We start from the raw sequence: 25,061 nt of genomic DNA on the forward strand, positions 1-25,061 counted from the left end.
CGGGCACTTTAGCAGAGTTGCTACAGATAGAGCAAGCGCCATCAAGCTGGCAAGATCTGATTGAGCGAAGCTGGCGCTACATACTATCCAATAAGGAACTATTTGAAAAATACTATCCGAATATTAACCGTGGCGCAAAAAGACTTAGCTATGGAGATAAGAGTGAATGTAAATATAGATATGCAGTTGAGTGATTTAAACCTTAACAACAATATGGCTCCGACTAAAGGAGGAATAAAGCCACTTGACGAAACTCATGCTTTTCGTACACCTTAATTTAGCGTCAAGTGCCGCGAAAAATCAACAAAAACTATAACCTTGAATAAACATTCTTATTTGCCGCTCTTAGTCAACAATACGATTTGTGCATTAAAAGTCACCAGAACCATTAGGGGTTCTGGTGATTCTTAGCGCACATTAACGTCTCTTTGCTTTATGTGTTGATTTTTCGAGGTTTTTAGTTTCTGTTGACTTTTCGGGGCTTAGAAATCGACCTGCTACGGATTAAGAAAGCGCTATTATGTTTTTTATAAGTGGTAGTAAAAGTTTGTTTCCGTGAGGGGAGGCTTGCGTAAGTCTTGCTCCTTAGGCTAGATAATACGCATCTGCGTGTCTTAGGCGCTTAACCGGAACATCTGCACGCCAGCCTTTCATATAATCTACTTTTAAGTTTAGAGCACTCCATATCTTTGGTGATGCATATGGGTGGCGGCAGACATATTCTTGTTAGGGAGGAGGATCTTATGGTTATTCTAGATGAAATTAGGCTTCTGAGGTCCCTTATTGGGGAGTGTGTTGAGTATTTGAGAGAATGGCGTGGACCACCCTCTCAAGTCTATCGAGACGCTTCAAAGCTTCCTCAAGCGCCTTGATAATCTCCTCCTCTCTTTTCCGCTCCTTCTCCTCAATCTTCATGGCCAAGGATCTATCCAGTACATAGCCACAACGCTCGCATCTGACATTACCTTGCGGGTTTTCAGCCTCACAACGCGGGCATTGAATAATCTTGGGCATATCTACTGCCTTCGTTGCAGTTTTTAGTCCATGGATCTCTAGTACTGCGTCTTCTAGGTCGCGTGCCGAGAAGTGGACGTAGCGAGCTGGCATTTTTGAACCATGTACCCACCCGGCGAACATCTCAAGTTTAGGCTCCGTGAAGACCTTTGCAAGGGCTGTTAGTGTTGAGTGGCGGAATAGGTATGGCCATACGTCCTTTTTTAGTCCAGCCTTTTTCACCAGACGCTTTATTATTAGGCGGAAGTGCCTGTAGCTGAGCCTCCTGCCTAGATAATTTCTTGCTAATGAGCACCATAATGGGGCGTTTAGGTTGTCTTTAAGCGGATGCTCCTTAAGCCAATTTAAGAGCGGCTTATATGAGACTACGAGTGGAATCCTCTTGAGCCCTGTCTTACCAACAACCGTTATAAGGCAATATTTATCTTTAAACTCCACGCTGCCAACACTCATACTTAGCAGTTCGCCCGGCCTTAACGCTCCCTCAAAGAGCGTATAAATCATAGCCCTATCCCTAGCATTATCAGTAGCCTTTACAATAGCCTCAAAGTCATCCACCGTAAGCAGAGCCTCCGGCTTTACTCTGGAATCATCCACCCTCCTTTTAGAAACCTTAATCCATGCAACCTCAGGCGGGACAGGAGCACCCCTCTCACAGCTCCCATACTTAGCGAATTGTATGAGCCTCCTCAAGACGAGCCTCTTGTGGCGCTTTGTCTCCTCCCTCCAAGACTTATTACCGTTAATCTTCGCCACCACGCGCTCAACATCTCCGCGCGTTGCCTCCCTAACATCAAAGTCTATTAAGTGTAGCACGGCGATTAAATGTGCTGCTTGATTGCTAAGTGCAGCCTCGCTAAGCCCAAGGCTAGCTAAGTGATCCAACAACCTAAGCGCGATATCGCCATTCCTAAGCCCGGCGATAATCCGCCTATAACGCTCAACCCTCCTAGCGAAGTCGTAGATCTCCTCCCTCAATACAAGCCCCGAAAAAGAAGAATCTGCAGAACTTAAAAAGCGAGGGAATGTGAACCCAAAAGATTGGTGGACCGGGGGGGATTTGAACCCCCGACCTCCTGAGTGCAAGTCAGGCGTTCATACCAGACTGAACTACCGGCCCCAAGAATATTTTGGTGAACAAAGCCAAATTTATGGTTTTCTATGAGGAAAATTTTTAGGTTCATTTTTCGCATATTCTCGTTTAAAATTTAAGAGCTTGCCTTTTAAGTGAGCTTTATGTTGCGTCTGGCGCGCAGGAGCGATTGGTGGCTGCTTTCCGTATGTACTGTAACGCATATTTTCGTGCATGTGTTCACGATGATGTATACTGCGCTTATACCGGTATTTATGAGGGATTTTAACTTAACGATTCATGAGGCTGGGCTTCTTGTTTCAGTGCCGCAGTTAATCTCAATCATGCTGAGTTTACCTTACGGCTTCATCGCTGATAGAGTTGACCCCCGCAAATTGATGGCTGCAAGCCTGCTTGTAGCCGGATTCTCAGGTCTACTCGCAAGCCATTCCCAGGGCTTCATCATGCTTCTGGCTTCAGCAACCCTAGTATCCTTCTCGTCAACAGTCTATCATCCGCCTGCACTGAAGGTTCTAAGTGAGAATTTTATGGGGGAGAGGCAGAGTAGGGTTCTAGGGATACATGGAGCTGGAGGGACAACCGGGGTAGCGATAGGGCCCATAACCCTTGGGTTAATGCTTGAAGGGTTTGGCTGGCGCTTCGCCTATATGGTTTGGGGGCTTCCTGTCCTTCTCTCAGCGCTGCTAACGTTTAGTCTACCGTATGGGGGAGCAGTTGAGAAACCCCAGAATGATATAAGTGTTGCGTCAGGCGATAGGCGAGCGAAGAGCGAAAACCACGGCGATGAAAACTCAGAGAAATATGATAGGGCACGTGGATATATGCTTCTCCTTTTAGCTACTGGAATAAATAGTGTTGGGCAGCAGGCGCTATCAACATACATGACCACATACCTAGTTTCAGCGAGAAAGTTCTCTGAGGCAAACGCGAGCCTACTCTTCGGATTAAGCCCATTTATTGGAATAATAGGCTCATTGGCCGGGGGTTATTTCGGCGGCAAGATTGGAAACAAGCATTGGATCACTATCGCATATGTGGGCACAGCGTTCTCTCATTCAGCCATATGGTTTGGGTCACCATGGATAATAGCGCCCTCCTATCTCATGGGAGGGTTCTTTGGAGGCAGCACGCTCGCCCCCTCAACAACTCTTGTGGCAAGATATTCCTCAAGAGAGAGGCGCGGTCTAGCATACACGATCTTCATGCTATCTCCAAGCATCGTTGGATCAGTTTCCCCTTTAATCGCGGCGTGGCTGGTTGAGGAGCATGGTTTCACAGGGCTCTTTCCCTTCACAATATCTTTAACCCTTCTCAGCACCTTCGTACTGCAAACTCTTCCTAAGGAAGAGCATGAACCCTCATAAAAATTCTTTATGAGACGTTAAGGGCGATAGTCGGCTACTATTTCACCCACTAAGCGAACCCTTTCTATGTCGCCGTCCGGTGGCAGCATGTCTGAGATCCCAACTATTATATTTGGCGCAAATAGATCGAGCAGCTCATAGATAAAAGCTTTTAACTCACTCTCCTCAACGATAGGTAGGAAGTAGATCGCTGGAACCCCATCAAGCAGAATCATGCCGTTAAGCTTAACAGCGTCTCTAAGCTCCCTAAGCGTCACGTTGCCCTGCGGTTCAGGTGGAACACACTCTAAGCCGTCTAAACCTGTCTCCTTCGCCAACGGTAAAAGATGCTTAACTCTCCCATCCCAATGCGACGTACAGAATTTTCCAGCCTCATGCATCTCCCTTGCTCTACGCTGATAATATGGCAGCATATACCTTCTGAAAAGGTTTGGCGGACAAAGGTTTTCATCAATATTGTCGCCAAAATTAATTATCTTGAAGGGCGTCTTCCTAATAACTTTAAATCTTTCATCATCATTTTCATCGAAGACCTGGAGGAGCCACTCAACCTTCTCCCGGTGCCGCCAAAGCGCTATCAAACCTTTTTCGAAACCCATATAGAGGATGAAGAGCCTCTGTATTGAACCCCATGGAACCGTCACCGTCGGCTCGGAGCGGTCTCCGAGGACTTTCTCCCTCTCAAGGTAAAGCTCCCTATCGAACTCGAACCTCTGCTGCCTCAAAACGTAGGCTAGGATCTCAAAATCGTCGATGCTCTTGAGAAAATACTCGACCCTCATGCTGGATACCCCATGCTCAGTTTTCCTCTCAACCTGTGTGATCTTGCCCTTCGGGGTCTCATACTTCGTGTATATGTATTTTTCATCCTCAGCCCTGTACACTTTAACGTCGTCGCCCTCAACACACTTTATCGTGTCATTAAAATAGTGGTAGGCGCGCGGCGAAGCCCCTAAATCATCATATATCTCCAGAAGATCCAAGCCCTCATACTTCTTTGGAAGTGTTCCCCTAGCCTTATTCACATAGTACCAATGATGCAGCCTAGGCTGCCATATTAAGCGGTCGGGGACACCGCGATTAAAAATTATAATCGTTCTGTCGCGATTATTCAACCAGATCACCACTAAAATACAGTATAATTAAAAATAATAGTGATCTTAAAGAAGATGGTGGCTAAATCATCCGCCTAAATTAGATTCTTTAAGAAAAAATTAGATGTTGGGGGCGGATTTTACCGAGATTTTTTTCAGCGCTTCCTCTTCGCGGCTTCTTCCAGCGCCGTTACGCCCGGCAGCTTCCTACCCATGAGGAATTCTATTAGGGCGCCTCCAGCCGTGCTTATATAGCCCATCTTGTCGGCTAGCCCTAAGCTTTGAACAGCCGCTATACTGTGCCCTCCACCTATCAGAGAGAAGGCTCTCGATGAAGCAATAGCCTCAAATAAAGCCTTTGTCCCCTTCCGAAACTCTTCTTTCTCGAATACTCCCGGTGGACCGCTGAAGACTATTGACTTAGCCTTCATTATTAGGTCCAAGTATCTTTCGATGGTTTTTGTTCCAATATCGTATATTGGATAATCCGTCGGCAGCTCCCCTAGAGAAATCTCTTTCCTTCTGCCTTCAACCTCAACGGCTAAGTCGACAGGCGTCTCGATTCTAGCCGGATACTTTTCCATCAACTCCTTTATTCCGGGTACAAGATCTAGTAATTTATTCTTCTCGAGGAGATCCATGTTTGGTTTGCCTAGGTTGTAGCCTTTAGCCACTAGGAACAAGTGTCCGGTTATTCCGGCTGTTAAAACATAATCTGCAATATTATTCTCTAAAACATACTTAGATATTCTGAGGGAGTCGTCGGCCTTAGCCCCTCCAAGTATGTAGATGCAAGGTTTCTCCGGGCGCTCCATAACCCTGCTAAGCGCCCTCAGCTCCCTTTCCATGATTCTTCCAGCGGCGCTTGGAAGGACAACTGTGAAGCCGACTATTGAAGCGTGACTCCTATGCGCTGCTGCAAAAGCATCATTCACGAAGAGATTTGCCAGCGGCGCGAGATTGATAACTAGGTCGGATTTAGCGTGCTCTTCCGGCGGGGCTTCCTTAGCCTCCTTTGGGAAATTCCTAACATTATCTAAAACCAGTATTTCTCCATTCTTAAGCTCCCTTATAGCTTTCTTCGCCTTCTCGCCGTAAACGTCGTCTACGAATTTAACGGGTTTACCGAGAATTCTACTCAATATCTGGGAATGCTGCTCCAAAGGTATGAAGTCCGGGTCGCCCGGCCTACCCTGATGCGCTAAAACAACGACCCTGGCACCTCTATCGGACAGCTCCTTTATTGTAGTTTCGCCGTGCGCCCTAATCCTCGTGTCATCGATAATCTTTTTCGTCTGCGGGTCGACAGGCGAATTAAAGTCAACCCGAACGAGAACCACTTTACCTTCAACGTCAAAATCGTCAAGGGTTAGAAACTCAGGCATACTTGAACCCTCCCAAGATATCTTTAACCTTCACCTAAAATAAAAATAATTAATAAGGTTTAAGATTTTAGGGAGATTTCTAGAGCCCTGCTTTACAGGCTATAAGCTTCACGACGTCTACTAGCCTGCAGGAGAAGCCCCATTCGTTATCATACCATCCGAAGACTTTAGCGAGGTTTCCGCCGGTAACCATTGTGCATTGTCCATCAACTATACAGGAGTATGTTGTATGGTTCACGTCAACGGATACTATCGGCTCCTCAGTGTAGGCCAATATGCCCTTCAACGAGCCTTCAGCGGCCTTCTTAAAGGCCTCGTTAACCTGCTCTTTCGTCACATCCTTCTCCAAGACCGCTGTGAGATCGCATATGGAGACGTTTGGAACCGGAACCCTAAGGGCTATGCCGTCGATTCTACCCTTAAGCTCAGGCCAAACCATAGAGGAAGCCCTAGCAGCGCCGGTCGTCGTGGGTATAATGCTTAGCGCCGCAGCCCTAGCTCTCCTAAGATCCCTGTGAACTAGGTCTAAAACTCTCTGATCGTTTGTGTAGGCGTGGGCGGTCGTCATGAGGGCGGATTTGATCCCAAAGTTCTCTATGAGGACTTTAACCATCGGTATTACGCAGTTCGTGGTGCATGAAGCGTTCGAAATTATATTATGTTTCTCATGGTTATATTGATCATGATTTACGCCGTAAACAACGGTTATATCAGGGTCTGTTGCCGGCGCAGTAATAAGAACCTTCTTAGCCCCGGCCTGAAGGTGCTTTGAGGCGCTAGCCCTATCGGTGAATAAGCCTGTGGATTCGACGGCTAAGTATACGTCTAAATCTTTCCACGGAAGCAGTGCGGGATCCTTCTGTGAGAGAACCTTTATCTCCTTACCATTAACCACTATACTATCGCTTTTCGCCTCAACGGTGCCGGGGAACTTTCCGTGAACCGAGTCGTATTTCAGCAGGTGGGCCAGAGTCTTCGCGTCTGTAACATCGTTTACGGCGACAACATCTATGTCCTTCATGGCGCCCATTTCAACGATAGCTCTGAAGAAGAGTCTACCGATTCTTCCAAAACCGTTAATAGCAACGCGTATTGTCATAAACTACACCTCTTTTTTAGTTCAATTAAAAATTTTTGCTTCATGCTTATTATCTTTTTCTGAAAACGTGGACTCGCTAAATATGTACGACCTCTATACCTAAATTCTCTAGGTGCTTGGATATGAAGCGCCTATGACAGTGCTTAACGTTCTTCTCCATGCACATTAAGGCGGCAACTTCACCTCTAACAACGCTGAGAAGAGCCTCAATACCCTCCCTAAAACTTTGAGTCTCCATATATTTTTCATATCCCCCCTTAACGAAGCCCCCTAGGCTTTCACCCAAAAAGACGTATTTTATCTCATTTTCTTCAAGAATCCTTTTAAGCGATTCTCCATTAAACGATGAGTTTTTACTCTTAGGAAAACGTCTAACATCAACTATCATGGTAACCCCATGCTTCTTTAGAGCATTGATAAAGTCTTCAATATTTCTTCCCCCATAGCCTATGGTGTAAATTCTCATAGGGATTTCACCAGAAACCAGATCTCTAAAAACCATCTATAAAGCATCCTCTGGAAAGATTTATTTTTCGTTCTGTAAATTCTTACTCGGAGGAGAAAGATTGAAGATCGTAGGTGGGCCAAGTTCGCTGGGTTTAGCTCGAAAGATAAGTGAGTCTTTAAACGTCCCGTTAGCTAACGTTAAAACGAAGCGTTTTCCAGATGGAGAGTTCTACTTTAAGTTTGAGGAAAATATCTCTGGAGAAAACCTTTTAATTATTCAGAGCCTGTGTCCGCCTCAAGACATGCATCTCATGGAACTCTTTTTAATTCTCCATACTGCAAGGGATTTAGGCGCAGAAACCATAAAGGTTTTCGCGCCATACCTCGCTTATAGCCGGCAAGACGAGCGATTTCTAGAGGGCGAATGTTTAAGCGCATCTATGGTAGCTGAAATAATTGAGCGCCTAGGCGCAGATGCTCTCTACACCATCGACGTACACAACGAGAATGTTTTAAAAATGTATGGGATCCCAGTATATAATTTGACTGCCTCAGGGGAACTGGCAAAATACTTCGCAAAAAAAGACTTAAAAGATCCGATCGTAGTCGCGCCGGACGACGAGGACTTAGCAAAGAGAAGAGCCAAGTATGCTGCTAAACTACTCAACGCTGAATGGGACGCTTTAGAAAAGAGGAGAGACCGCCACACCGGGGAGATAGTTACGTTTTCGAAGGATCTGAGGGTTAGTGGGAGAGACGCGATAGTGATCGACGACATTATAAGCACTGGTAAAACGGCGGCGAACGCCGTAAAGATACTTAAGGAGCAGGGCGCTAGGAGGGTATTCGTGGGCGCGTCGCATGTCCTACTTCTTAAGGATTCCATAAAAACTATAATGGAGCGCGGCGCTGAGGAAGTCGTGGGGACGGATAGCATAGAGAACGAATACGCGAAGGTTTCCGTGGCACCAACATTTATAAAAGCATTGAAGGGAGAAATAGAGCAGATCTAGCAATTCTTCCCATAAACAGCCTACTTATGCCCCAGCAAGAAACTTTGATAGGTTAGACTGCCTGACGCTTCTGCCGCTCTCAAAAAGCGAATTGATCTCCTCCTCAATCAGGGTTAAACGCTGAGCGTAATACTCAGACATGCCATACTTTTTGACTAGGCGCCAAGCATCCTCCAAATACTTTTCTATCGTACCCCTATGCACAGTTAACGTTAATTCACCGCCACATTCCAAGCATACGCCTTTAAGCGGAATCCTCCTAAAGCGTTTATTACATCTTTTGCAGCGGAAACTTTGCGTTGCGAAGGCTCTTAGGTTTCCAGATATGTCGCGGATAAAATGGGTGTTTAAAACTATTTCCGCGACAATGTGGGCGTCGACAGCCTTAATTTTCTCCGCTAACCCCAGCTGCGCGTTCAGTTTATCGCTCATGCGTTTTAAGGTTTTATATACGCTCTCCCTGTTTCCAGATTCTATGTTTGATGTTGGCACAGTGAACATAAAGCCTTGAAGACGCGATTCAGAGTTAAATCTATGCTTAACTATATCTATTATGGGCAGCAAATCCCTAGCTGGCCGGCATTTAATGGTCTCCTCATAAAACTCTAAAGGATATTTGTCCGCAACATCAAACTCGTGAGCCTGCCTCTGAACGTCTTCCGGCATAACTATGCGGATTATGAAGAGCGGGGAATCCATTATTCCACCTATCTGGTCTGGAAGATACTCCCTTGAGAAGTTCAATAAGGCATCTAAAGCAATCATTATGCTGTCTTCATCACCATCACAGTCTCTCCGCTTAGCCGAATGCCAGAATGGGTGAGCGAAACAGACATTAAGCTTCGTGAAACCTATCACCCTACCTAAAACTCCGGCACATGTGTGTGGCGCTAAACCTATTATCAGCTGGCCGACCAAATCCTGGGGCCTATCTATCCCGTAGAATGGTGGAAGCCCATAAACCTTCTCGAGGAGCTCATCGATAAATTTTGTTATGGCCACTAGGTATTCAGCGCTCTTCCAAGGAATCACAACATCTTGAACTTTAAGCTCACATATCTGATCCGGATCTTTCAGCGGATCGCCCAAATAATCATGCGTGTAGCCTAACTCCCTCAGCTTTTCCACGGAAACCCCTATCTCCGAGGGCTTGAAATGGGTTAACGGCGCATTGGTTGCGTCAAACCTCACCGTGCCATCCTTATAAACTGAGAGGCCGTATTTGGCTCGCAGTATCCCCTTCTCGATTGGCTCAGGTATCTTGGTTTTATTTGTTAAACCTCTTACACCTTTAACCTGCTCAGGCCTATAGCCAACCCGCCGGCAGGCTTCATCTATCAGATCTCTAATGGAGATTATTTGGTGGCAGAAGCTTCTCGCTTCAACCCCGCATACCGGGCATTCTTCCTTTTCGATCTCTCTACCACATTTCGGGCAGATAAACCTGAGATTTGTCTCCGAACCGCAGTTCGAACATATCCTCTTAAAAGTTACGGTCTGACATCTGGGGCAAATCCGGCTGATTATCTCAACCCTAATCGCACCCTTCTCATAAGCCTTCATTAAGTCTCTCTGCGCCCCACCACTTAAACCGACGGGAAACAGTACGTGCACCGGAGGCTTCATTTCTCGCTCCTTGGCTTTCTCCGGCCGCCCAACCCTAGCCCCTATAAACGAGCCGGCTTTATCCCTGAAAGTTAAGCCGCTGAGACGCGATAAATTCTCTAGGACCGATAAGTTTTCAGAGACTTCGGATTGGCTATTATCTAATCCAAGTGAGGTCGCGAAGGCATGTGCGTCGCAGCCCTCAATAATAATGCTTTTACCAATAACTTTATGTGGGATGCATATGTCTTCAAGAGCCGCCTTAACCTTTGAGTCATAGCCGCCGCGTATCTCAACTATCAGTTCTCCTTCACGCCTAATGTTTGAGCTTAAAAGCCAAGCTCGAACCTTCCTAAGAGCCTCTACATTTATGCTAGACCAAAAGTAGGTGTAAGATGGGTGAAAAGGAACTCCCAGCATTCTGCTCAGCAAGATAGCTTCTTGGACGCTAGGCTTATTGTTGAATGGGTCGCCCAAGTAAGATTTTAGTGAAGAGGGTGAAATCCCAGCTTTTAAAGCAGCCTCCTCAACGCTGCCGTTAAATCCCTCAACGATAGATTTCCTAAGATCCTCCCGCCAGAATTCTTCGCAGTATCCGGAAGGTAGAAGAGCCTTATTATTATACAGGAAATCGCCGAAACTTATGAGGATGTCGCCCAAAAAGAGGATTTTTTCAGCATCACTCTTAACTAGATCTACGTTCTCATAGGAGACTTTAACCACAGACCCGCCCCTCAACTTAACAATCGGAGGCTCAATGTAGTCTACGGGCATTACAATACCAGATTTGCCAGGGGTTTCAACCTTTAGCTGTGTTCCACCAGCTAAGAAATTCTGTAGGATCGTCATGGTCAGCGGATGAACCCCGACCGCTGAAAGCCCAGTGTTTCTCGACCTACCATACCGAAGCCTAAAACCCCCTCTCCTCGACGGGAAACATAATATTGGTCTCCCGGCCGGAACCTCCTCCATGAAGCCGGCTGAAGATTTACCCTTCTCCTTATTAACAATCTCCTTAATTTCTCTAAGCCACTCCCAGCCTTTGATTCCAAGATCCTCAACGACAGCTAAGACTTTTGAAGCCCTCCCAATAATGCCATCATTCACAACTCTAAGCGCCCCGCCGCGGACTCGATTAGTCTCTACGCGCGGCAGATTGCGATGCGACGATACCTCAACAGGGTCAGAGGGCGTTCCAGTAATCTCAACCGGAACTCGCTCAAGCGCAAACCTTAACTGTTCATCTGAAACGCTGTATTGGAAGCGCCCAACCTCCCGCTCATAGAGCCTCAGCTCCTCGATGAAGCGCTCTATCTCCTCTCTAGTTGGCTTGTAGCGATCCAAGCTTAGCAGCTGACGAACAAAGTCCGCGATGACCGGTGTCAGAGCCGCCTCGGTTCCGCCAGCTGAGCGTATCGGCCCAGCGAAGTATATGGCTAAGTATCTTGATCCATCAGTATTCGTCTTTATCGCCACTTTAGCTATGCCTTCGGAGTAGACGGCTGCCGTGACCCCTTCGGTCAATATGGCCAGAGCCGTTCTTATGGCTAAATCCGCGGCCTTCTCGTCGCTTAAATGCCCAAATTTTCCGCAGACAATCTCCTCAGATATCTTGAACGCCGCCCTTTCTCTGGACATGATTTTTAGGAGCTCTCTTATCCTTTCAGCGATTCCATGAAGCCCGATAAACCCTTCCACTAGGCTTGCTAGATCGCTCGCCATCTCTATCTCAGGGTAAGATTTTGGATCAATCCCTTTAGCTCTGGCTTTCCTCGCGATTTCATAGATCTCTTCCAGCGATTTAGACAGGTTTAGGAAGTATTCCCTATACTCTTCACTTATCTTACATTCGGCTTCCATAGCTACCAACGCTATTCGACGTGGATTCTACAGAGAATTATAGCATTCCACTTCTCAATAGGCCGCCCCATAACCCTCTCATAAGTTTTTTCAGCAATACCCTTTCTTCTATCAACGCAAGCCTTACATTTACTATGTCTCATATCGGATGGCCCATCACATTGACCGCAATTAAGAAGCAATGATTCACCTAATCCTCTTAGGGTCGCCCAAGCATATTCTCGCTCATCATACTCCGGTTCAAAGTCAGGCCAGATCTCATAAATATCGTTCCGCCCTAAAGCCTTCTTAAGAGCTTCAAAATAATGTTCGAAAGCCGTCAACTCTAAACCCCCTTAAACCTGCTTTTAGCCCCCCTTCTCACACCCTCAATTATTTCAGTAATCTTGGACTTAATTTCTTCTATTCCGCTACTTTCGAGCACTGTGCCAGTAACCACCATATCGGCGCCCGCCCTAACTGCGCGCTCAGCTTGGGCGCCCGTTTTTATTCCCCCACCTACAATTATCTTTATATCAACAGCTTCCCTAGTCATCCTAATCATTTCGGGGGGGACGGGACGACTGGCCCCTGACCCGGCTTCCAGGTAAACAAACCGCATCCCGAGAAACTGAGCGGCCAAAGCATGAGCTACAGCGAGCTCAGGCTTATTATATGGGATGGGGCAGGCTTTACCGATGACGCCTGCGGATCCTCCCTCACCAATAATTATGTATCCGAGCGGTATGGCTTCTAGGCCTATCTTTTTGATTAATGGTGCAGCGAGCGTTTGTGCGCCAAGTATAAAGTAGGGGTCGGCTGAATTTAATAGAGACATGAACCATACTGCGTCGGCATACTCGCTGATTCCAGTCACATTATTTGGGAATAATATAACTGGAATCTTCACAGATTTTTTAACCGCTTTTGTGATATTATTAAGCAAGTCTATTGACGCGAGGGTTGTGCCCCCAATCATTATTGCTGAGGAACCGGATGCCTCACTTTCCCGCGAGAGCAAAGCGGCGAACTCAGGGGTTACTTTCTCCGGGTCTATAAGCGTCATGTGAATTGCCTTTTCATTTTCAATTCGTTTCACTATGTACTCTTCAACCTTACCAACCATCTTCACTCCAACCTTAGGATCCATAAAACTCATCTATAAACTGACAATAAACATCGACTTCTTTAAAGAAAGGTTTCACCTGAAGTTCCTTCGTGAACCCGCAGCTTACATTGCCGCACTTAACTATCGCTCTTCTTCCCTCTTCGCTCTCCGTTATCTCAATTCTTATGGATTCTTGGCTACATTTGGGGCACAGGAAAACCTTCGGCAGTTTTTTCTTCGGTATTCGAATCACTTTTCTCCGTCTTCTTCCCATATTGGACCCAACGCAATTAAAACATAAAATTATTAGGATGTTTCCGCTCTTAAAGATTTAGGAGCTATCTCGTGATCCTAGACGCTAAGCAGCTCATCACAGATAGCCCCGTCAAATGGAGACCCAAAAATTTAACTTGTAGACAAAAATGTATTCAATTGGAGGAAAAAACTCTTGATAGATCCAAAAGTAAAAGAGGAGATCCAAAGATGGCTTACAGGCCTAAATAATGACCCGATTTTTAAAATACTACTCAAAAACAGCAATTTAACCAAAGCGCAGGCAGAAACATTTCTAATAGACATTTTGGCTGAAAAAATAGTCGATAAAAAAATAGTTTACGAGGATAAAGCGAAGCTAAGGCTCATAAAATCCGGCGTAAGTCGCGGGGCCTTCAATAGAACCTTAGCGCAGGCAAGAAAAAATATAATCAGATCCATTTATACAGTGATTCTTTTAGGCTATCTGGGAGTCTTCGAGGACGCACGCCTTGAACCTTATATTGAAATCTCAAGCAAAATACGCGCCTACAGCGAGAAATATAAGGAGCTATGGGAAATGAGACGGGTAAGCGAGGAGCAGATCAGAATACTGCAAACCCTTCAAAATGAGATAGAGAAAGGTTTATCTACGCTCTCAAAAGCAAGGGCGCTCTCGGGAAGAACGTGATGTCACAAAATCACATCACGTAACATCACACTCTTGAAGAAGATACCTTGTTAGTAGAGGCAAAAATCTGAGGGCTAAGCGATCTCTCCACCAGGTGAGAGAACCTTTCCTAGGTCAATTTCACATCTTTTAGCCTAGTGGGTCACCACGAACTAGATATGTTTCCATATGAAAAATGTATGTTAAAGAAACGAAAGTATTTTAAGAGACATGTGATCATAATGTGATCAGGTTGTGATTAGTTTGCATCACGTGATTTGTGATGTCACGAAGGGGTGACGTCATGGAGATCACGATACTAATAATCTACACGATCATATTTTGTATTTCCTCCGTATCCCTACTGATCTATTTTAAGAAGCTAAGAAGCGAGCTTTTGAAACATAAGGACATGAAAAAATTGTTTGAAGACATAATCTTCAGCTTCAACAAGGATCTCCAAAAGATTGAGAGAAGGCTTCAGGAGGTTGCTGAGAACTATGGGAAAATTTCCGTTGATAGAGAGAAGCAATTAGAATCATTGATTTTAGGCCTTAGGGAAAGAGTCGAGAGCCTATCTGAACGCTGTGAGAAGATGGCCGCGGAATATGGGGGCCTAAAAGAGAAGATTGAGGATTTAGCGGCCAAATATAATAGTTTGTTGGAGAGAGTGGATAAAATTGAGAGAGATAGTGGGTTAGAAAAAGCTGGGAAAGAGCCTGATGCAACTAACCTATCCGCATTGCTTCCAATAGAAGATAAAGACAAGGTCTTAACCTCATTGACTGAGACGGAGCTGAAGGTCTTAGAAATTTTGGCGGAGGAGGGGGAAAAAACCGTCTCTGAGATAAAAGATCGGATCAAGCTGACTAGGGAGCATACTGCGCGCTTAATGAAGAGCCTATATGCGCGTGGTTATGTGGAGAGGAGAGAAGATAGAATACCATACGTATATAAATTGAAGAGGGAGATGGAGAACATTTTAAAGAAAGGGAAAACTTAGCCCTTAAAAGGCTTTATAATCTCTCTTAATTCCTGTGATACGAGCTTGAAGAAGATTCTATTCTCGTCTTTCTTTTTTATAAGTACCCCTCTTTCCGCAAGCCTTGAAAGATAGGTTGAGATAGCGCTTAAACTAATTGATTCGCTGGTTTCCTTTTCATACACATCTTGAGCGTCCCTAGCCGAGAACCACGATATCGGGAAATTCTTTTTCACTACAAAGAGCACTTTCTCGATTTTCGAGAGATCCTGTGAAAAAGTGGATGGTTCAGCTACGGGTATGCCTCCAAGCAGCTCAATTATGTCGAAAATTTTTTGAGCCTTTTCTTTCGTAACTCTACCCTCAAAACTAATCGTGTAACGGTTCCCAGATTCATCGTAAACTTCGACTTTCATCTTTCTTACGGGCAATTATTCTTCCACCAATGCTCCCGCCATCATTAACAATTATCACTTCACAAGTTATAAATTATTTGGTTAACATCTAGAAAAGAAAAGAGAAAAATTATTCTTAATTTTTGAAAAAGAGAAAAATTTGCAATTTTTCTGGTTAACAAGGTTAACATTGAGAATTTTTCTTCAAAAGCGAGAAAAACAAAAATTTTTGTTATTTTCCACTGGAAAGGGAGGGGTGACTCATTTAACAAAAAATGGTGTGTTAAATCGCTGAAATTGTTTAGAAGATTTAAAATTATGGTTATAGTAGCGGAGATTTAACGGGCAGTTCACATCTTTGTTAAAGATATTTAATAGAATTTTTCTTTCTATCCATAAGAAGTATCGCCCAGACCCCTATTTTTCCATTGGAAAATCGTTAATGGAAATTAAAGTAACTTGTTTTCTTGACAATTTTGAGCACTAATCTATTCTTCGTCATGTCTCCGATATAGATAGGTGGTTATCATATTATGTAGAGATATCTTAAAATGTTTTGTTGACATTATACAGAATATTGTATAGATTTCATTAAATATCAATTCTCCCCATTAAAAATGGGAGACTGTTTTTCTTAAAGAAAAAAAAGAAAAAATAAAAAGAATCTATGAGACTGTTTCCAGTAGAAATATAGGGGTGGGCCCCGTTTTCCTTTAATGCTTTTCATATTCCTATCTAGTTTTTTGTACAGAGACCTTTAATCGCTCACCCTTAAACATTTTAAGTAAAAACGAGACATTTCTCTTAGCTGAGGTTCAGCGGATGGATCGAGAAAATATTTTAGATGAGGTATTTGCGCATTTCCTTAAGGGTTCAAAGATTTTCAAGAATAGAGAGGTCTTAAGGCACGATTACGTTCCAGATAACCTTCCACATAGAAGAGAGGAGATCCTCCATTTAGGCGAGATAACTGCTCCAGCTTTAAGGGGTTCACCCTGCTCTAATGTCTTTATTTACGGTAAAACTGGCACTGGAAAGACGGCAGTTGTCAAGTTTGTGCTAAATAAACTTACTCAAAAAGCTGAGGAAGTCGGTTCACCGGTTAAAGTCTGCTTCGTGAATTGCCGGCTCGCAGGGACAGAGTATAGGGTTTTAGCAGCCCTATGCTCAAGCATTAATGTCAGGGTTCCCTTTACAGGCCTTGCTGTCGGCGAAATATTTGATAGATTTAAAAAGAATCTGGAGTCTCAAGGCATAATTTTCATAGTTGCTCTAGATGAAATCGATGCTCTTGTAAAGATTCGCGGCGACGCACTGCTATATGAGCTTACAAGAATAAATGAAAGTTTAAGGCAGAGCAAAGTCTCAATAGTGGGCATATCTAATGACTTAAAATTTAAAGATTTTCTTGACCCAAGAGTTTTAAGCACGTTAAGCGAGGAAGAGATGGTTTTCAAGCCCTATACTGCTGAGGAGCTTCAAGATATACTTATGGAAAGAGCTAAAATGGCATTTTATGATGGGGTTTTATCTGAAGGAGCCCTTAAGCTCTGCGCTGCCTTAGCGGCTTCTGAGCATGGCGATGCTAGAAGGGCTCTCGACCTCTTGCGGGTTGCTGGCGAAATAGCTGAGAGGAGAGGCGACAGGAAGATTGCTGAGGAGCACGTGCGGGAGGCTCAAGAGAGGATAGAGCATGATCAGGTTTACGAGAGCATAAAGAGCTTGCCGACGCACTCAAAAATTGTTCTTTTAAGCGTGTATTTTCTTAACAAGGTTGATCCCAACCGCTCAGTTACAGGGGACATATATAATCTTTACCTAGAACTTTGTGAACAGATAGGGATAACCCCATTAACGCAAAGAAGGGTTAGTGGGCTAATAAATGAGCTAGATGTTATGGGGCTCCTAAACTCGAGAGTCGTCAGCCTTGGGCGGTATGGGCGAACAAAGAAAATAAGTTTAGGTATTCCACGTAAAATCATATTTGATGTTTTTTCTGAAGATGATAGGTTCAGAAGCTTAATGAGCTATAAGTCAAAATATTTGTCCCAACAGCTGGACAACGCTTAAACGTTTTTCTCCCACCCTTATGTTACTGAAGTGAAATCCATTGAGAAAATATTAAAGTCTTGCAGGTTCACCACGGGAACTATGCCTGGATTAGGCACATGACCCATCTCCCTCTGATATTCTGTTTGTCTTTGCCATGCTCCGGAGTTCACTACTAGTATGCCGCGGTAAGTGGTGTATTTCATCATGTGTACATGTCCTGCATGGAATATATCGGGCACATGCTCTATGACTAAATGATCAATTTTTTCAGAAGATATCAATGTTCTCATCCCATAAATTGGGGCTAAATGCCTACATTGTAGGAGAACTTTCATAGCTTCTTCGGGTGACTGAAAGCTCATGTTTGGGGAGGAGGATATTATGTCGTCTAGGCTCCTTCCATGAGTTATAAGGATTGTGACACCATGTAGGCTTATTACTGAGGGGTCGCCTAAAAAGTGAATTCTCCCAAGCTTATAAAGGGGTTCAGCGTAGTCTCGCGGGATAGCTGGTTGAGGTAGAGCTCTCCTAGTCGCGTCATGGTTGCCTGGTATAACGATTATTTCAATATAGTCAGGGATTTCTTCGAGTTCCCTCGCCGCCCTCTCATACTGCTTATAGAGATCCTTTATCTCCAGCTCATCGTATTGCTGCGGGTATATTCCAACACCATCAACTATGTCGCCAGCTATCACCAGATATTTGACGTAACCTGCTAGATCTCTAAGACGTTCTTTATCGACTTCTCCCCTCAGCCACTTTACGAAGTGCTTAAATTCCTTTTCCATAAACATTTTGCTTCCGACATGTAGATCTGAAAGTAAAACCGCGCAGACTGGCACCGAGGATCTGGCTGATTTTCTTAATGGGACGTCTGGTAGAATTATGTCTTCTACCACAAATAAATCTCCTTTACCATGCAAAGCGCTCACACAGATAACCTGATCTAGAAGGATCCTCTGAGCCTTAGAATATACCTCATGTTTTTCCGCTGGAGCGAAGATTGTCGCGTAGCTCTCTAGATCCTCCACCCTGAAAAATATTCCACGCTTTGTTTCACGTTTATCGGTCACCATACATATGAACTTTACCCTTGAATTTTCTGGAGCCTTTAAGGCGTCGGAGATATTTCCAGCGTCTCTAGCGTCTCCCCTGCTCTTTATTATTTTACTAAGTTTTCTAAACCTGCTCCTAAAATATTCTATGCAATCTTCTAGAGAACCTGTGGCGCTTATTTTCTCTGTAGGATCACTTATCACTTTAAAATCGCTCTCAACACCCTTGGCATATGGCTGAAAGCTGGTCTTTCCACTGACAAAACCTGCGCTTCTATCCTCCCCAAGCAGAATAGACTTGTCCACCTTCTCTTCCAAAAGTTTACGCGTTATGAACAAAGGTTTTTCCGGGAGAGCGTTAATCTCCTCGATGACGGCCTTAACCAGAGAAGTTAAATCGGTTTTATGCGAGACCTTTTTTAGAAACTCGAAGGCTTCTCTGTCGATCTGATACCCTGCCTCAATTACAAGAGATACCGCGGCCTTAACGCTTTCTAAGTCGCCTGACATTTTCCTTTCTCAATAAAGCCTTATTTCCTATAAGAGTTATAGGGGTTCTTACAGTAAATATATGCATATGTATCTCAGCGCAACATCCTTAACTCTTTATATTTCTGAAGATAAAGATATACTTAATGAGATAGAAATTATATTTTGTGAAGGGAAGAGAATGGAGATCCGAAAAATACAGATGACTAGGGGCGGAACATTTTTTGTAACTTTGCCTAAGGAATGGGCTATGCGTCACGGCATAACACGTGGAACAATAGTTGCGAGCACGGTGACCCCTGACGGCAAGCTCATAATTGACCCGAAGTATAATGTTGAACCTGCCCCAAGAACCACTATTATTAGGCCTGGACCGCACTTAAGCCGCGAGATCATCAGCAAGTATCTTTTAGGCTACGACATTATAACTATTGAAGCAAAAGATCGAATAACGCCTGATCAAAGAGACGCGATTAAAAAATCGTCATCCCGCCTCATAGGCCTAGAGATAATTGAAGAAAACTATAGCAAAATTGTCATGCAATGCTTACTGGAGCCATCAGCGTTGTCGCCTGAAAAAATTCTGCGTCGAGAGCACTTAATTGCTTCAGGCATGTGTAAAGATTCTGTTACAGCGCTTTTGGAGGGAGACACGCAATTAGCTAAAAACGTTATTGCTAGAGATAATGAGGTGGATAGGCTCTACTTCCTACTTGTCAGGATTCTGAGAACAATTATCCAGAATCCCAGTCTAGGTGAGAGACTGAACATGTACCCTATAGACTGCTTAGACTATAGGCTGACGGCAAGTTTAGTTGAAGCCGTAGCCGACCAATCTTCACAGATAGCGGAGTACGCGGTTAAGTTCAGGGATTTAAAGCTAGGAGGCAACGTGGCAAACGCTCTATACGAATTATATAAGGCTATTCATGAAGTCTATAACGATGCGGTCGCAGCTTTTCTCTCACGCAACATTCTTATCGCGGAGTCCGTGAGGGAAAATGAGTCGAAGATAAGCGAATTGAGCAGAAAAGTTGAATTGTCGGCAAGCTCTCTACCCTTAGAGAGGGCTCAAGACTTAGCTACGGTTATCTCATTGTTGAACCGCATATACGACCACAGCGTCGATATATCGGATCTGACGGTTCCAAGAGAATCCTGAGTCTCCAGATCCAATGATGTTAAATGAGCCCCTCTAGTATTTTCTTAGCCCTCAATATATCTTCTATCTGCTGTGGTCCTTGTATTTCACGCTCTATGGTTATGGCGCCATTATAGCCCAGCGCCTTGAGCTTCGATATCAAAGATGGAAAGTTCACTCTGCCTTCCCCTAAGGGCTTCTCTTTACCCAGCTCCCGCCCATTAGTAGGATATTCACCGTCCTTTGCATGAACTCCGCGAACATATTTCCCAAGGATGTCTAAGGCATCTACCGGGTTAGCTTTCCCATACATCAGGAGATTCGCTGGATCAAAGTTTACTCCGAGGTTGTCTGCCCCAACATCCTCTATTGTCCTAAGGAGCGTTATAGGCGTTTCCTGCCCCGTCTCAAAAAGGAAGAACTGCCCATTGTCCGCGCAGTACTCAGCAACGTCTTTAAGCGTATCTATAAGCGAAATATAAATGGGGTCTCTAGGGTTCTCCGGTATGAAGCCAACATGCGTAGCTATGTTCTCAACGCCCAAATCCCTAGTAAAATCGGAAGCCTTTTTCAATGCTTTTACGCGCACCTCTCTCGTTTCTATGGGCACTAGACCTATTGTGCTGGGGCCATCTATAAAGTTCCAGACGTATTTGCCGGGCAGGCCGGCCCACACAGCTGTAACCTCAACGTCATATTTGCTGGACAGTTTCTTGAGATAATGGGCAACATCACGTTCGTATAGGTTCATGTCCCAGCATGCGACCTGGCATGTTGGAAAACCGTATTTGTGAACCTTTTCAATCTCCTCCTCCAAATTCCCCCTTCTTAGAGAAACTATTACGCCGAGCTTAATCTTAGCCATTTAGCAAACCTCCGAGATTCTGAAAGCGTTAATTCAGTTAATTTATGATCTAAAGCCAGAACAATTATATTTCAACCCAATGCAATTTAAACCTTCTTCAAATAAACCTTTAATAACTGTTTTAAGCAACTTAGAATCTTTGTCCGGAGGCTCCGTTAATTGAAAAGACGAAGCTGGGCGCTTATGGCCGCGGTGGTTTCAATATGGGGTTTCAACTGGACTGTTATGAAAGTGGGGTTGAATTTTGTTAGTCCACTAAACCTTATCTCGCAGAGGCTTTTATTGGCTTCAATAGCGCTATCACCAGTCTTAATACTTGAGAGAAAAAAGATTCCGAGGGACGCTAATACGTGGCTTAAGCTTGTATTCAACAGTATAGTGAACGCAACTGGAATGGCGTCAACCCATATAGGCCTACTATATGAAACTTCAGGCCTAAGCTCGATTTTAACCTACACGCAGCCCTTATTCGTATTCTGCTTGGCAGCATTATTTCTGAACGAAAAAATCACCATGGTCAGGGTACTGGGCGCAGCTCTCGGCTTCCTTGGCGTAGTGATAATATATGTGGAGCGTGTCAGCCAAATAACTCTATCGAGCGCGACACTATTTCTTATTGCAGGCGCCTTCCTCTGGGCGGTTACAACGATTTACTACAAAAAATTTTTAACGCATGTTAACCCGGAAATCGTAAACGTTGTTCAATTTCCTATAGGAACAGTTTTCCTCATAACCGTTACGTCAATGCTAGATAAATTAACCTTCAGCGTGGACATAACATATATTCTCTCAATACTGTACATAGCTATTCTCGGATCAGCGGTGGCATCCACAATATGGCTAGCCCTTATAAGAATCGAAGAGGCGACAATAGTCTCCACATCAAGTCTAGCAGTGCCAGCAGCGGCGCTCTTCTTCGGCTGGATTTTTCTGAAAGAACCCGTTAGGCCTTCTTTACTCTTAGGTTTCGCGCTTATATTAACTGGCATTTATCTTGTAAACAAACATTAAAAAATAAAATAGGTTTAATGACGCAGTTCTTCGCTAGCCTCGCTGGAAGCCCAGATTCAGCCTTAAAAAATCTCTCTTTCGCCGATTTTTCTGAAAATTTTCCCTCTAACTTTTATCGAAGGCACAGCCTCCTCTTCCGGCCCCTTCTCAATGGTTTTTCTCTTTAGTGTCTCTCCGCATATGCCTCCTGGAAGTAGGCGTCTAATCATGCACATCGCGTAGTTGCAGTTCACCGGATTACATGGCTCCTCAGTCCATCGGCACCAGGGCATTTTTCCGCGGAACACCAAAAAATTCTTTCCGCATTTGAACTTATTGCATGTTGAGAAACATTTTCTGGTCTCGGACAAGGCCTACACGACCCGATCTAAGGGAAAATTTTGAGGTATCATGCCTTTTCTCTTACTTTTGGATATGAAGAGCCAAGTTATAAATTTTTCTAGAAATCGCCCTCCAGCACCGAGGCCCATAGAGATCAAAAGTGAAAAGGCGGCTGCGAGTATAGGGACGCTAAATATTAAATTAAATATTATTAAATATTGATTGTAAATATTGATTGTTAAAACATAGTTCGTTTAGTGAATGTTAAACAGGAGGAGTGGCTCTGCAAAAGGGTTATGTAAATTTTGATGTGGCGATCTACTGTCAAATCTACGATGTGTTAAGAATGGCGGATCAATTTTGGCTAGAAAAATCTTTTGACGAGATATCTAGATTTGTCAAGTTTAATAAGGTGTATCTCGAAACCTTTCGTGATATGGTCTTGGCCGATGAGGAAACTATACTGAAAATTAAAGGGTTCTTTGAGGACAGGGGCATTAGAGTTTCCGGCGGTATTTGTCCGGTTATGAATGAGCGAGAATGGATGCGAACCTTCTGCTATTCTAACCCCGAACATGTAAATAAGCTCAAGGAGATATTTTCCTATACTGCCAAATTTTTTGATGAAATAATCATCGACGACTTCTTCTTTACGAACTGTAAATGTGAAGTTTGCATTAAACAGAAGGGTGATGAGAGCTGGGCAAGTTACCGGCTTAAAATGCTGGTTAAGGCTGCTAAAAACATAATTGAGGCGGCGAAAACAGTTAATCCAAAAGTAAAATTAATAATTAAATATCCTAACTGGTATGAACATTATCAGTTTCTAGGCTATGACTTGAATGGAGAATCGAAAATTTTTGATGGCATCTATACTGGAACCGAAACCAGGGACTCAGAGTATACTTATCAGCATCTACAGCCATACCAAAGCTACTTAATTATGCGGTACCTCGAAAACGTTAGCCCCGGAAAGAACCTCGGAGGATGGGTGGATCCATTTGCTAGAAGAGTTATGGATATATATGCTCAGCAAATTAGGTTTACCCTTTTCGCTAAAGCGAGAGAGATCACCTTATTCTGCTATGGTGCGTTGGTTAAATCGATCGGTGAGGGAGCAGGAGTTTCCCGAAGAGCGCTTAGCTCGGTTGCGCATGTGGCCGGAAACGCTCTTGAGGATGCCGATATAGCGCTGAGCCATCTGGGTCAACCGATCGGCGTCCCATGCTATAAACCCTACAACTCCTCGTCAAACGAAGATTTTCTGCCCAACTACATCGGCATGATAGGCATACCATTAGATCTTACACCATACTTTCCAAACAACAAAGAAACAATACTGTTGACGGAGAACGCGAAATTTGATCAAGAAATTCTCGAAAAGATTAGGGAGCATTTGCTTCAGGGCGGAAAAATCATCATCACTTCCGGGCTGCTTAAAGCCCTTCAAGACAAAGGCTTATCAAGCATTGTTGAGGTTGAGTGTACGGATAAGAGAGTTTTGGTTAGCAGGTTCTCTAAATTCATGTTTTCTGAAATATATCACTCTGATGCCGAAATCTTAATACCTCAAATAAAGTATCCAACCAACGATGTTTGGGAGATTGTAACCTGCCTAAGCAAAGGCAACGGGTACCCACTACTCTTATACTCTCAGTACGCTAAAGGGGCGCTTTACATCCTAACTGTACCGGATAATTTCGGCGATTTATACCATCTGCCTAAAGAGGTTCTCGTAGAGATAAGGCGGATTTTGGCTGGGGACATGAAAGCCTATATTGAGGGGCCGAGCAAAATTTGCTTGTTTGCTTACGACAACGATACCATTGTGGTTGAATCCTTTTTGCCCCATCACTCAAAATACAGCTTAGTGATTAGAGGGAAAAGCGCTAAGCTGTACGACTTAACCTTAAATAGAGAGATTAAGGGGTATGAGAGAGAGGATGAAACGGTCTTTCCACTATGGATAGAGCCGCACAGCTATAGGCTTTATAAACTGTATGCTTAACCCTCCCCTTTAATTTAATCTGTATGAATTCATAGGTTCAAAGAACCCTAGAGGAGAAAACCACTGACAAAATTTAAATACATCCAAAATATATTTCGATAGTGGATAATATATAACAATGAGGATGGAATAACATCTATGAGCGGGCAGACTGAATCTGGAATAGGTGAGGTTGGAAGCATAAAGTTTCCGATAAGCGATGCATTCAAGTATTGTCTTGAAAGCATCAGGAAGCGTTTTACAAGAACCATGATAACCTCGCTCTCAGTCTTATTAAGCATCGCTTTTCTTGTGTCGCTATTAACTATGGGAGAAATACTCTCTAGGCCCGAGATCGGCGGGGCCCCTCAACAGTACCAGATATGGGTAGCTATTATAGCCCTACTTGTCTGCGGAGTTGGAATAGTGAACTCTATGCTGATGTCGGTGACCGAACGCTACAAGGAAATAGGCACCATAAAATGTTTGGGTGCAACTGATAGCGCTGTTCTAGAAATATTCCTTATAGAGGCTTTACTGCTAGGTATAATAGGCGGCGCCATCGGCGCAGTGGTCGGCTGGGTTTCTGCAGTAGTCATCTATTATATTCAATATGGGCCTCTAGTATTCTTTGAAGGAGCCATAGTTAGATATGCAACCATTATTGGAATGGCTATTGGAGTAGCTGCCTTAATAAGCGTTGTCGCCGCAGCCTACCCATCCATATATGCAGCTAGGTTAAAGCCAGCTGAAGCCCTCAGATATGAAGTTTAGGCGTTA

Annotated in this window: 23 protein-coding genes and 1 tRNA gene; 10 read left to right on the plus strand and 14 right to left on the minus strand. The window is 44.1% G+C overall.

Annotated elements, in window-relative coordinates; translation table 11 throughout:
* Positions 1-194: hypothetical protein (locus tag QXR61_05290; GenBank protein ID MEM3757357.1), on the plus strand; the 194-nt coding region annotated here is incomplete at its 5' end.
* 586 nt (positions 195-780) lie between these two features.
* On the opposite strand, the gene QXR61_05295 is transcribed toward QXR61_05290, so the two are convergent.
* Together QXR61_05295 and QXR61_05300 are read right to left on the minus strand one after the other, a co-directional pair.
* On the minus strand, positions 781-1,992 hold the full coding sequence (locus tag QXR61_05295) for a tyrosine-type recombinase/integrase (GenBank protein MEM3757358.1): 1,212 nt from the start codon (positions 1,990-1,992) through the stop codon (positions 781-783).
* A gap of 64 nt (positions 1,993-2,056) precedes the next feature.
* Positions 2,057-2,134 (minus strand) — tRNA-Ala (locus QXR61_05300).
* A 116-nt stretch (positions 2,135-2,250) separates the two neighbouring features.
* Between QXR61_05300 and QXR61_05305 the strand changes: the two genes are divergently transcribed.
* On the plus strand, positions 2,251-3,471 hold the full coding sequence (locus QXR61_05305; GenBank protein ID MEM3757359.1) for an MFS transporter: 1,221 nt from the start codon (positions 2,251-2,253) through the stop codon (positions 3,469-3,471).
* 17 nt (positions 3,472-3,488) lie between these two features.
* Here QXR61_05305 and QXR61_05310 read toward each other — a convergent pair whose 3' ends face one another.
* The 4 genes from QXR61_05310 to QXR61_05325 all read right to left on the minus strand — a co-directional run bounded on the left by QXR61_05310 (position 3,489) and on the right by QXR61_05325 (position 7,515).
* Positions 3,489-4,586 carry a uroporphyrinogen decarboxylase family protein gene (locus QXR61_05310; GenBank protein ID MEM3757360.1) on the minus strand — a complete coding sequence of 366 codons (1,098 nt, stop codon included), beginning with the start codon at positions 4,584-4,586 and terminating at the stop codon, positions 3,489-3,491.
* Between the two features lie 134 nt (positions 4,587-4,720).
* Positions 4,721-5,950 carry a phosphoglycerate kinase gene (locus QXR61_05315; protein MEM3757361.1) on the minus strand — a complete coding sequence of 410 codons (1,230 nt, stop codon included), beginning with the start codon at positions 5,948-5,950 and terminating at the stop codon, positions 4,721-4,723.
* Between the two features lie 79 nt (positions 5,951-6,029).
* Positions 6,030-7,049, minus strand: coding sequence for a type I glyceraldehyde-3-phosphate dehydrogenase (gene gap, locus QXR61_05320; GenBank protein MEM3757362.1), 1,020 nt, complete (start codon positions 7,047-7,049; stop codon positions 6,030-6,032).
* 76 nt (positions 7,050-7,125) lie between these two features.
* Positions 7,126-7,515, minus strand: coding sequence for a DUF488 domain-containing protein (locus tag QXR61_05325; GenBank protein MEM3757363.1), 390 nt, complete (start codon positions 7,513-7,515; stop codon positions 7,126-7,128).
* 100 nt (positions 7,516-7,615) lie between these two features.
* Between QXR61_05325 and QXR61_05330 the strand changes: the two genes are divergently transcribed.
* Positions 7,616-8,509, plus strand: coding sequence for a ribose-phosphate pyrophosphokinase (locus tag QXR61_05330; protein ID MEM3757364.1), 894 nt, complete (start codon positions 7,616-7,618; stop codon positions 8,507-8,509).
* A 24-nt stretch (positions 8,510-8,533) separates the two neighbouring features.
* Here the strand turns inward: QXR61_05330 and QXR61_05335 are convergent, their stop codons facing one another.
* From QXR61_05335 to QXR61_05350, 4 genes are read right to left on the minus strand one after another with little or no spacing between them, the layout of a single operon-like run.
* On the minus strand, positions 8,534-11,974 hold the full coding sequence (locus tag QXR61_05335; protein MEM3757365.1) for a DNA polymerase II large subunit: 3,441 nt from the start codon (positions 11,972-11,974) through the stop codon (positions 8,534-8,536).
* An 11-nt stretch (positions 11,975-11,985) separates the two neighbouring features.
* Positions 11,986-12,297 (minus strand): hypothetical protein, encoded by a 312-nt coding sequence (locus QXR61_05340; GenBank protein MEM3757366.1) that lies wholly within the window; start codon positions 12,295-12,297, stop codon positions 11,986-11,988.
* A 2-nt stretch (positions 12,298-12,299) separates the two neighbouring features.
* Complete coding sequence (locus QXR61_05345; protein MEM3757367.1) at positions 12,300-13,103, minus strand: geranylgeranylglyceryl/heptaprenylglyceryl phosphate synthase; 804 nt, start codon at positions 13,101-13,103, stop codon at positions 12,300-12,302.
* Complete coding sequence (locus tag QXR61_05350) at positions 13,093-13,335, minus strand: hypothetical protein (protein ID MEM3757368.1); 243 nt, start codon at positions 13,333-13,335, stop codon at positions 13,093-13,095. The genes QXR61_05345 and QXR61_05350 overlap by 11 nt, the downstream gene beginning before the upstream one ends.
* 174 nt (positions 13,336-13,509) lie before the next feature.
* Here QXR61_05350 and QXR61_05355 point away from each other — a divergent pair, with 174 nt between their 5' ends.
* Positions 13,510-14,004, plus strand: a complete 495-nt coding sequence (locus QXR61_05355) for a hypothetical protein (GenBank protein ID MEM3757369.1) — start codon at positions 13,510-13,512, stop codon at positions 14,002-14,004.
* 262 nt (positions 14,005-14,266) lie between these two features.
* Positions 14,267-14,986, plus strand: coding sequence for a helix-turn-helix domain-containing protein (locus QXR61_05360; GenBank protein ID MEM3757370.1), 720 nt, complete (start codon positions 14,267-14,269; stop codon positions 14,984-14,986).
* Here the strand turns inward: QXR61_05360 and QXR61_05365 are convergent.
* Positions 14,983-15,396, minus strand: coding sequence for a hypothetical protein (locus QXR61_05365; protein MEM3757371.1), 414 nt, complete (start codon positions 15,394-15,396; stop codon positions 14,983-14,985). The two genes, QXR61_05360 and QXR61_05365, sit on opposite strands and share 4 nt — an antisense overlap.
* A 786-nt stretch (positions 15,397-16,182) precedes the next feature.
* Here QXR61_05365 and QXR61_05370 point away from each other — a divergent pair.
* Positions 16,183-17,430 carry an ORC1-type DNA replication protein gene (locus QXR61_05370; protein MEM3757372.1) on the plus strand — a complete coding sequence of 416 codons (1,248 nt, stop codon included), beginning with the start codon at positions 16,183-16,185 and terminating at the stop codon, positions 17,428-17,430.
* A gap of 17 nt (positions 17,431-17,447) precedes the next feature.
* On the opposite strand, the gene QXR61_05375 is transcribed toward QXR61_05370, so the two are convergent.
* Entirely contained in the window at positions 17,448-18,977 is a 1,530-nt protein-coding gene (locus tag QXR61_05375) for a DNA-directed DNA polymerase II small subunit (protein ID MEM3757373.1), read from the minus strand.
* A gap of 160 nt (positions 18,978-19,137) precedes the next feature.
* Here QXR61_05375 and QXR61_05380 point away from each other — a divergent pair, with 160 nt between their 5' ends.
* On the plus strand, positions 19,138-20,118 hold the full coding sequence (locus QXR61_05380) for a PhoU domain-containing protein (GenBank protein ID MEM3757374.1): 981 nt from the start codon (positions 19,138-19,140) through the stop codon (positions 20,116-20,118).
* 19 nt (positions 20,119-20,137) lie between these two features.
* On the opposite strand, the gene QXR61_05385 is transcribed toward QXR61_05380, so the two are convergent.
* Positions 20,138-20,962 carry a sugar phosphate isomerase/epimerase family protein gene (locus QXR61_05385; GenBank protein MEM3757375.1) on the minus strand — a complete coding sequence of 275 codons (825 nt, stop codon included), beginning with the start codon at positions 20,960-20,962 and terminating at the stop codon, positions 20,138-20,140.
* A 159-nt stretch (positions 20,963-21,121) separates the two neighbouring features.
* On the opposite strand from QXR61_05385, the gene QXR61_05390 reads away from it, so the two are divergent.
* Positions 21,122-21,973, plus strand: a complete 852-nt coding sequence (locus QXR61_05390) for an EamA family transporter (GenBank protein MEM3757376.1) — start codon at positions 21,122-21,124, stop codon at positions 21,971-21,973.
* 62 nt (positions 21,974-22,035) lie between these two features.
* On the opposite strand, the gene QXR61_05395 is transcribed toward QXR61_05390, so the two are convergent.
* Positions 22,036-22,260, minus strand: coding sequence for a hypothetical protein (locus tag QXR61_05395; GenBank protein ID MEM3757377.1), 225 nt, complete (start codon positions 22,258-22,260; stop codon positions 22,036-22,038).
* 311 nt (positions 22,261-22,571) lie between these two features.
* Between QXR61_05395 and QXR61_05400 the strand changes: the two genes are divergently transcribed.
* Together QXR61_05400 and QXR61_05405 are read left to right on the plus strand one after the other, a co-directional pair.
* The gene (locus tag QXR61_05400) at positions 22,572-24,302 is read left to right on the plus strand and encodes a permease (GenBank protein MEM3757378.1); all 1,731 of its coding nucleotides are present in this window, start codon (positions 22,572-22,574) and stop codon (positions 24,300-24,302) included.
* 138 nt (positions 24,303-24,440) lie between these two features.
* Entirely contained in the window at positions 24,441-25,055 is a 615-nt protein-coding gene (locus tag QXR61_05405; protein MEM3757379.1) for an FtsX-like permease family protein, read from the plus strand.
* Positions 25,056-25,061 lie beyond the last annotated feature (6 nt).

This window comes from Candidatus Bathyarchaeia archaeon (genome assembly GCA_038882715.1).
Classification (GTDB): domain Archaea; phylum Thermoproteota; class Bathyarchaeia; order Bathyarchaeales; family DTEX01; genus DTEX01.

Coding starts and splice junctions, on each gene's coding strand:
- QXR61_05305 (MEM3757359.1), top strand. CDS start 2,251: ATGTTGCGTCTGGCGCGCAGGAGCGATTGGTGGCTGCTTTCCGTATGT.
- QXR61_05315 (MEM3757361.1), bottom strand. CDS start 5,950: ATGCCTGAGTTTCTAACCCTTGACGATTTTGACGTTGAAGGTAAAGTG.
- gap (MEM3757362.1), bottom strand. CDS start 7,049: ATGACAATACGCGTTGCTATTAACGGTTTTGGAAGAATCGGTAGACTC.
- QXR61_05325 (MEM3757363.1), bottom strand. CDS start 7,515: ATGAGAATTTACACCATAGGCTATGGGGGAAGAAATATTGAAGACTTT.
- QXR61_05335 (MEM3757365.1), bottom strand. CDS start 11,974: ATGGAAGCCGAATGTAAGATAAGTGAAGAGTATAGGGAATACTTCCTA.
- QXR61_05345 (MEM3757367.1), bottom strand. CDS start 13,103: ATGGATCCTAAGGTTGGAGTGAAGATGGTTGGTAAGGTTGAAGAGTAC.
- QXR61_05350 (MEM3757368.1), bottom strand. CDS start 13,335: ATGGGAAGAAGACGGAGAAAAGTGATTCGAATACCGAAGAAAAAACTG.
- QXR61_05360 (MEM3757370.1), top strand. CDS start 14,267: ATGTCACGAAGGGGTGACGTCATGGAGATCACGATACTAATAATCTAC.
- QXR61_05370 (MEM3757372.1), top strand. CDS start 16,183: ATGGATCGAGAAAATATTTTAGATGAGGTATTTGCGCATTTCCTTAAG.
- QXR61_05375 (MEM3757373.1), bottom strand. CDS start 18,977: ATGTCAGGCGACTTAGAAAGCGTTAAGGCCGCGGTATCTCTTGTAATT.
- QXR61_05380 (MEM3757374.1), top strand. CDS start 19,138: ATGGAGATCCGAAAAATACAGATGACTAGGGGCGGAACATTTTTTGTA.
- QXR61_05385 (MEM3757375.1), bottom strand. CDS start 20,962: ATGGCTAAGATTAAGCTCGGCGTAATAGTTTCTCTAAGAAGGGGGAAT.
- QXR61_05405 (MEM3757379.1), top strand. CDS start 24,441: ATGAGCGGGCAGACTGAATCTGGAATAGGTGAGGTTGGAAGCATAAAG.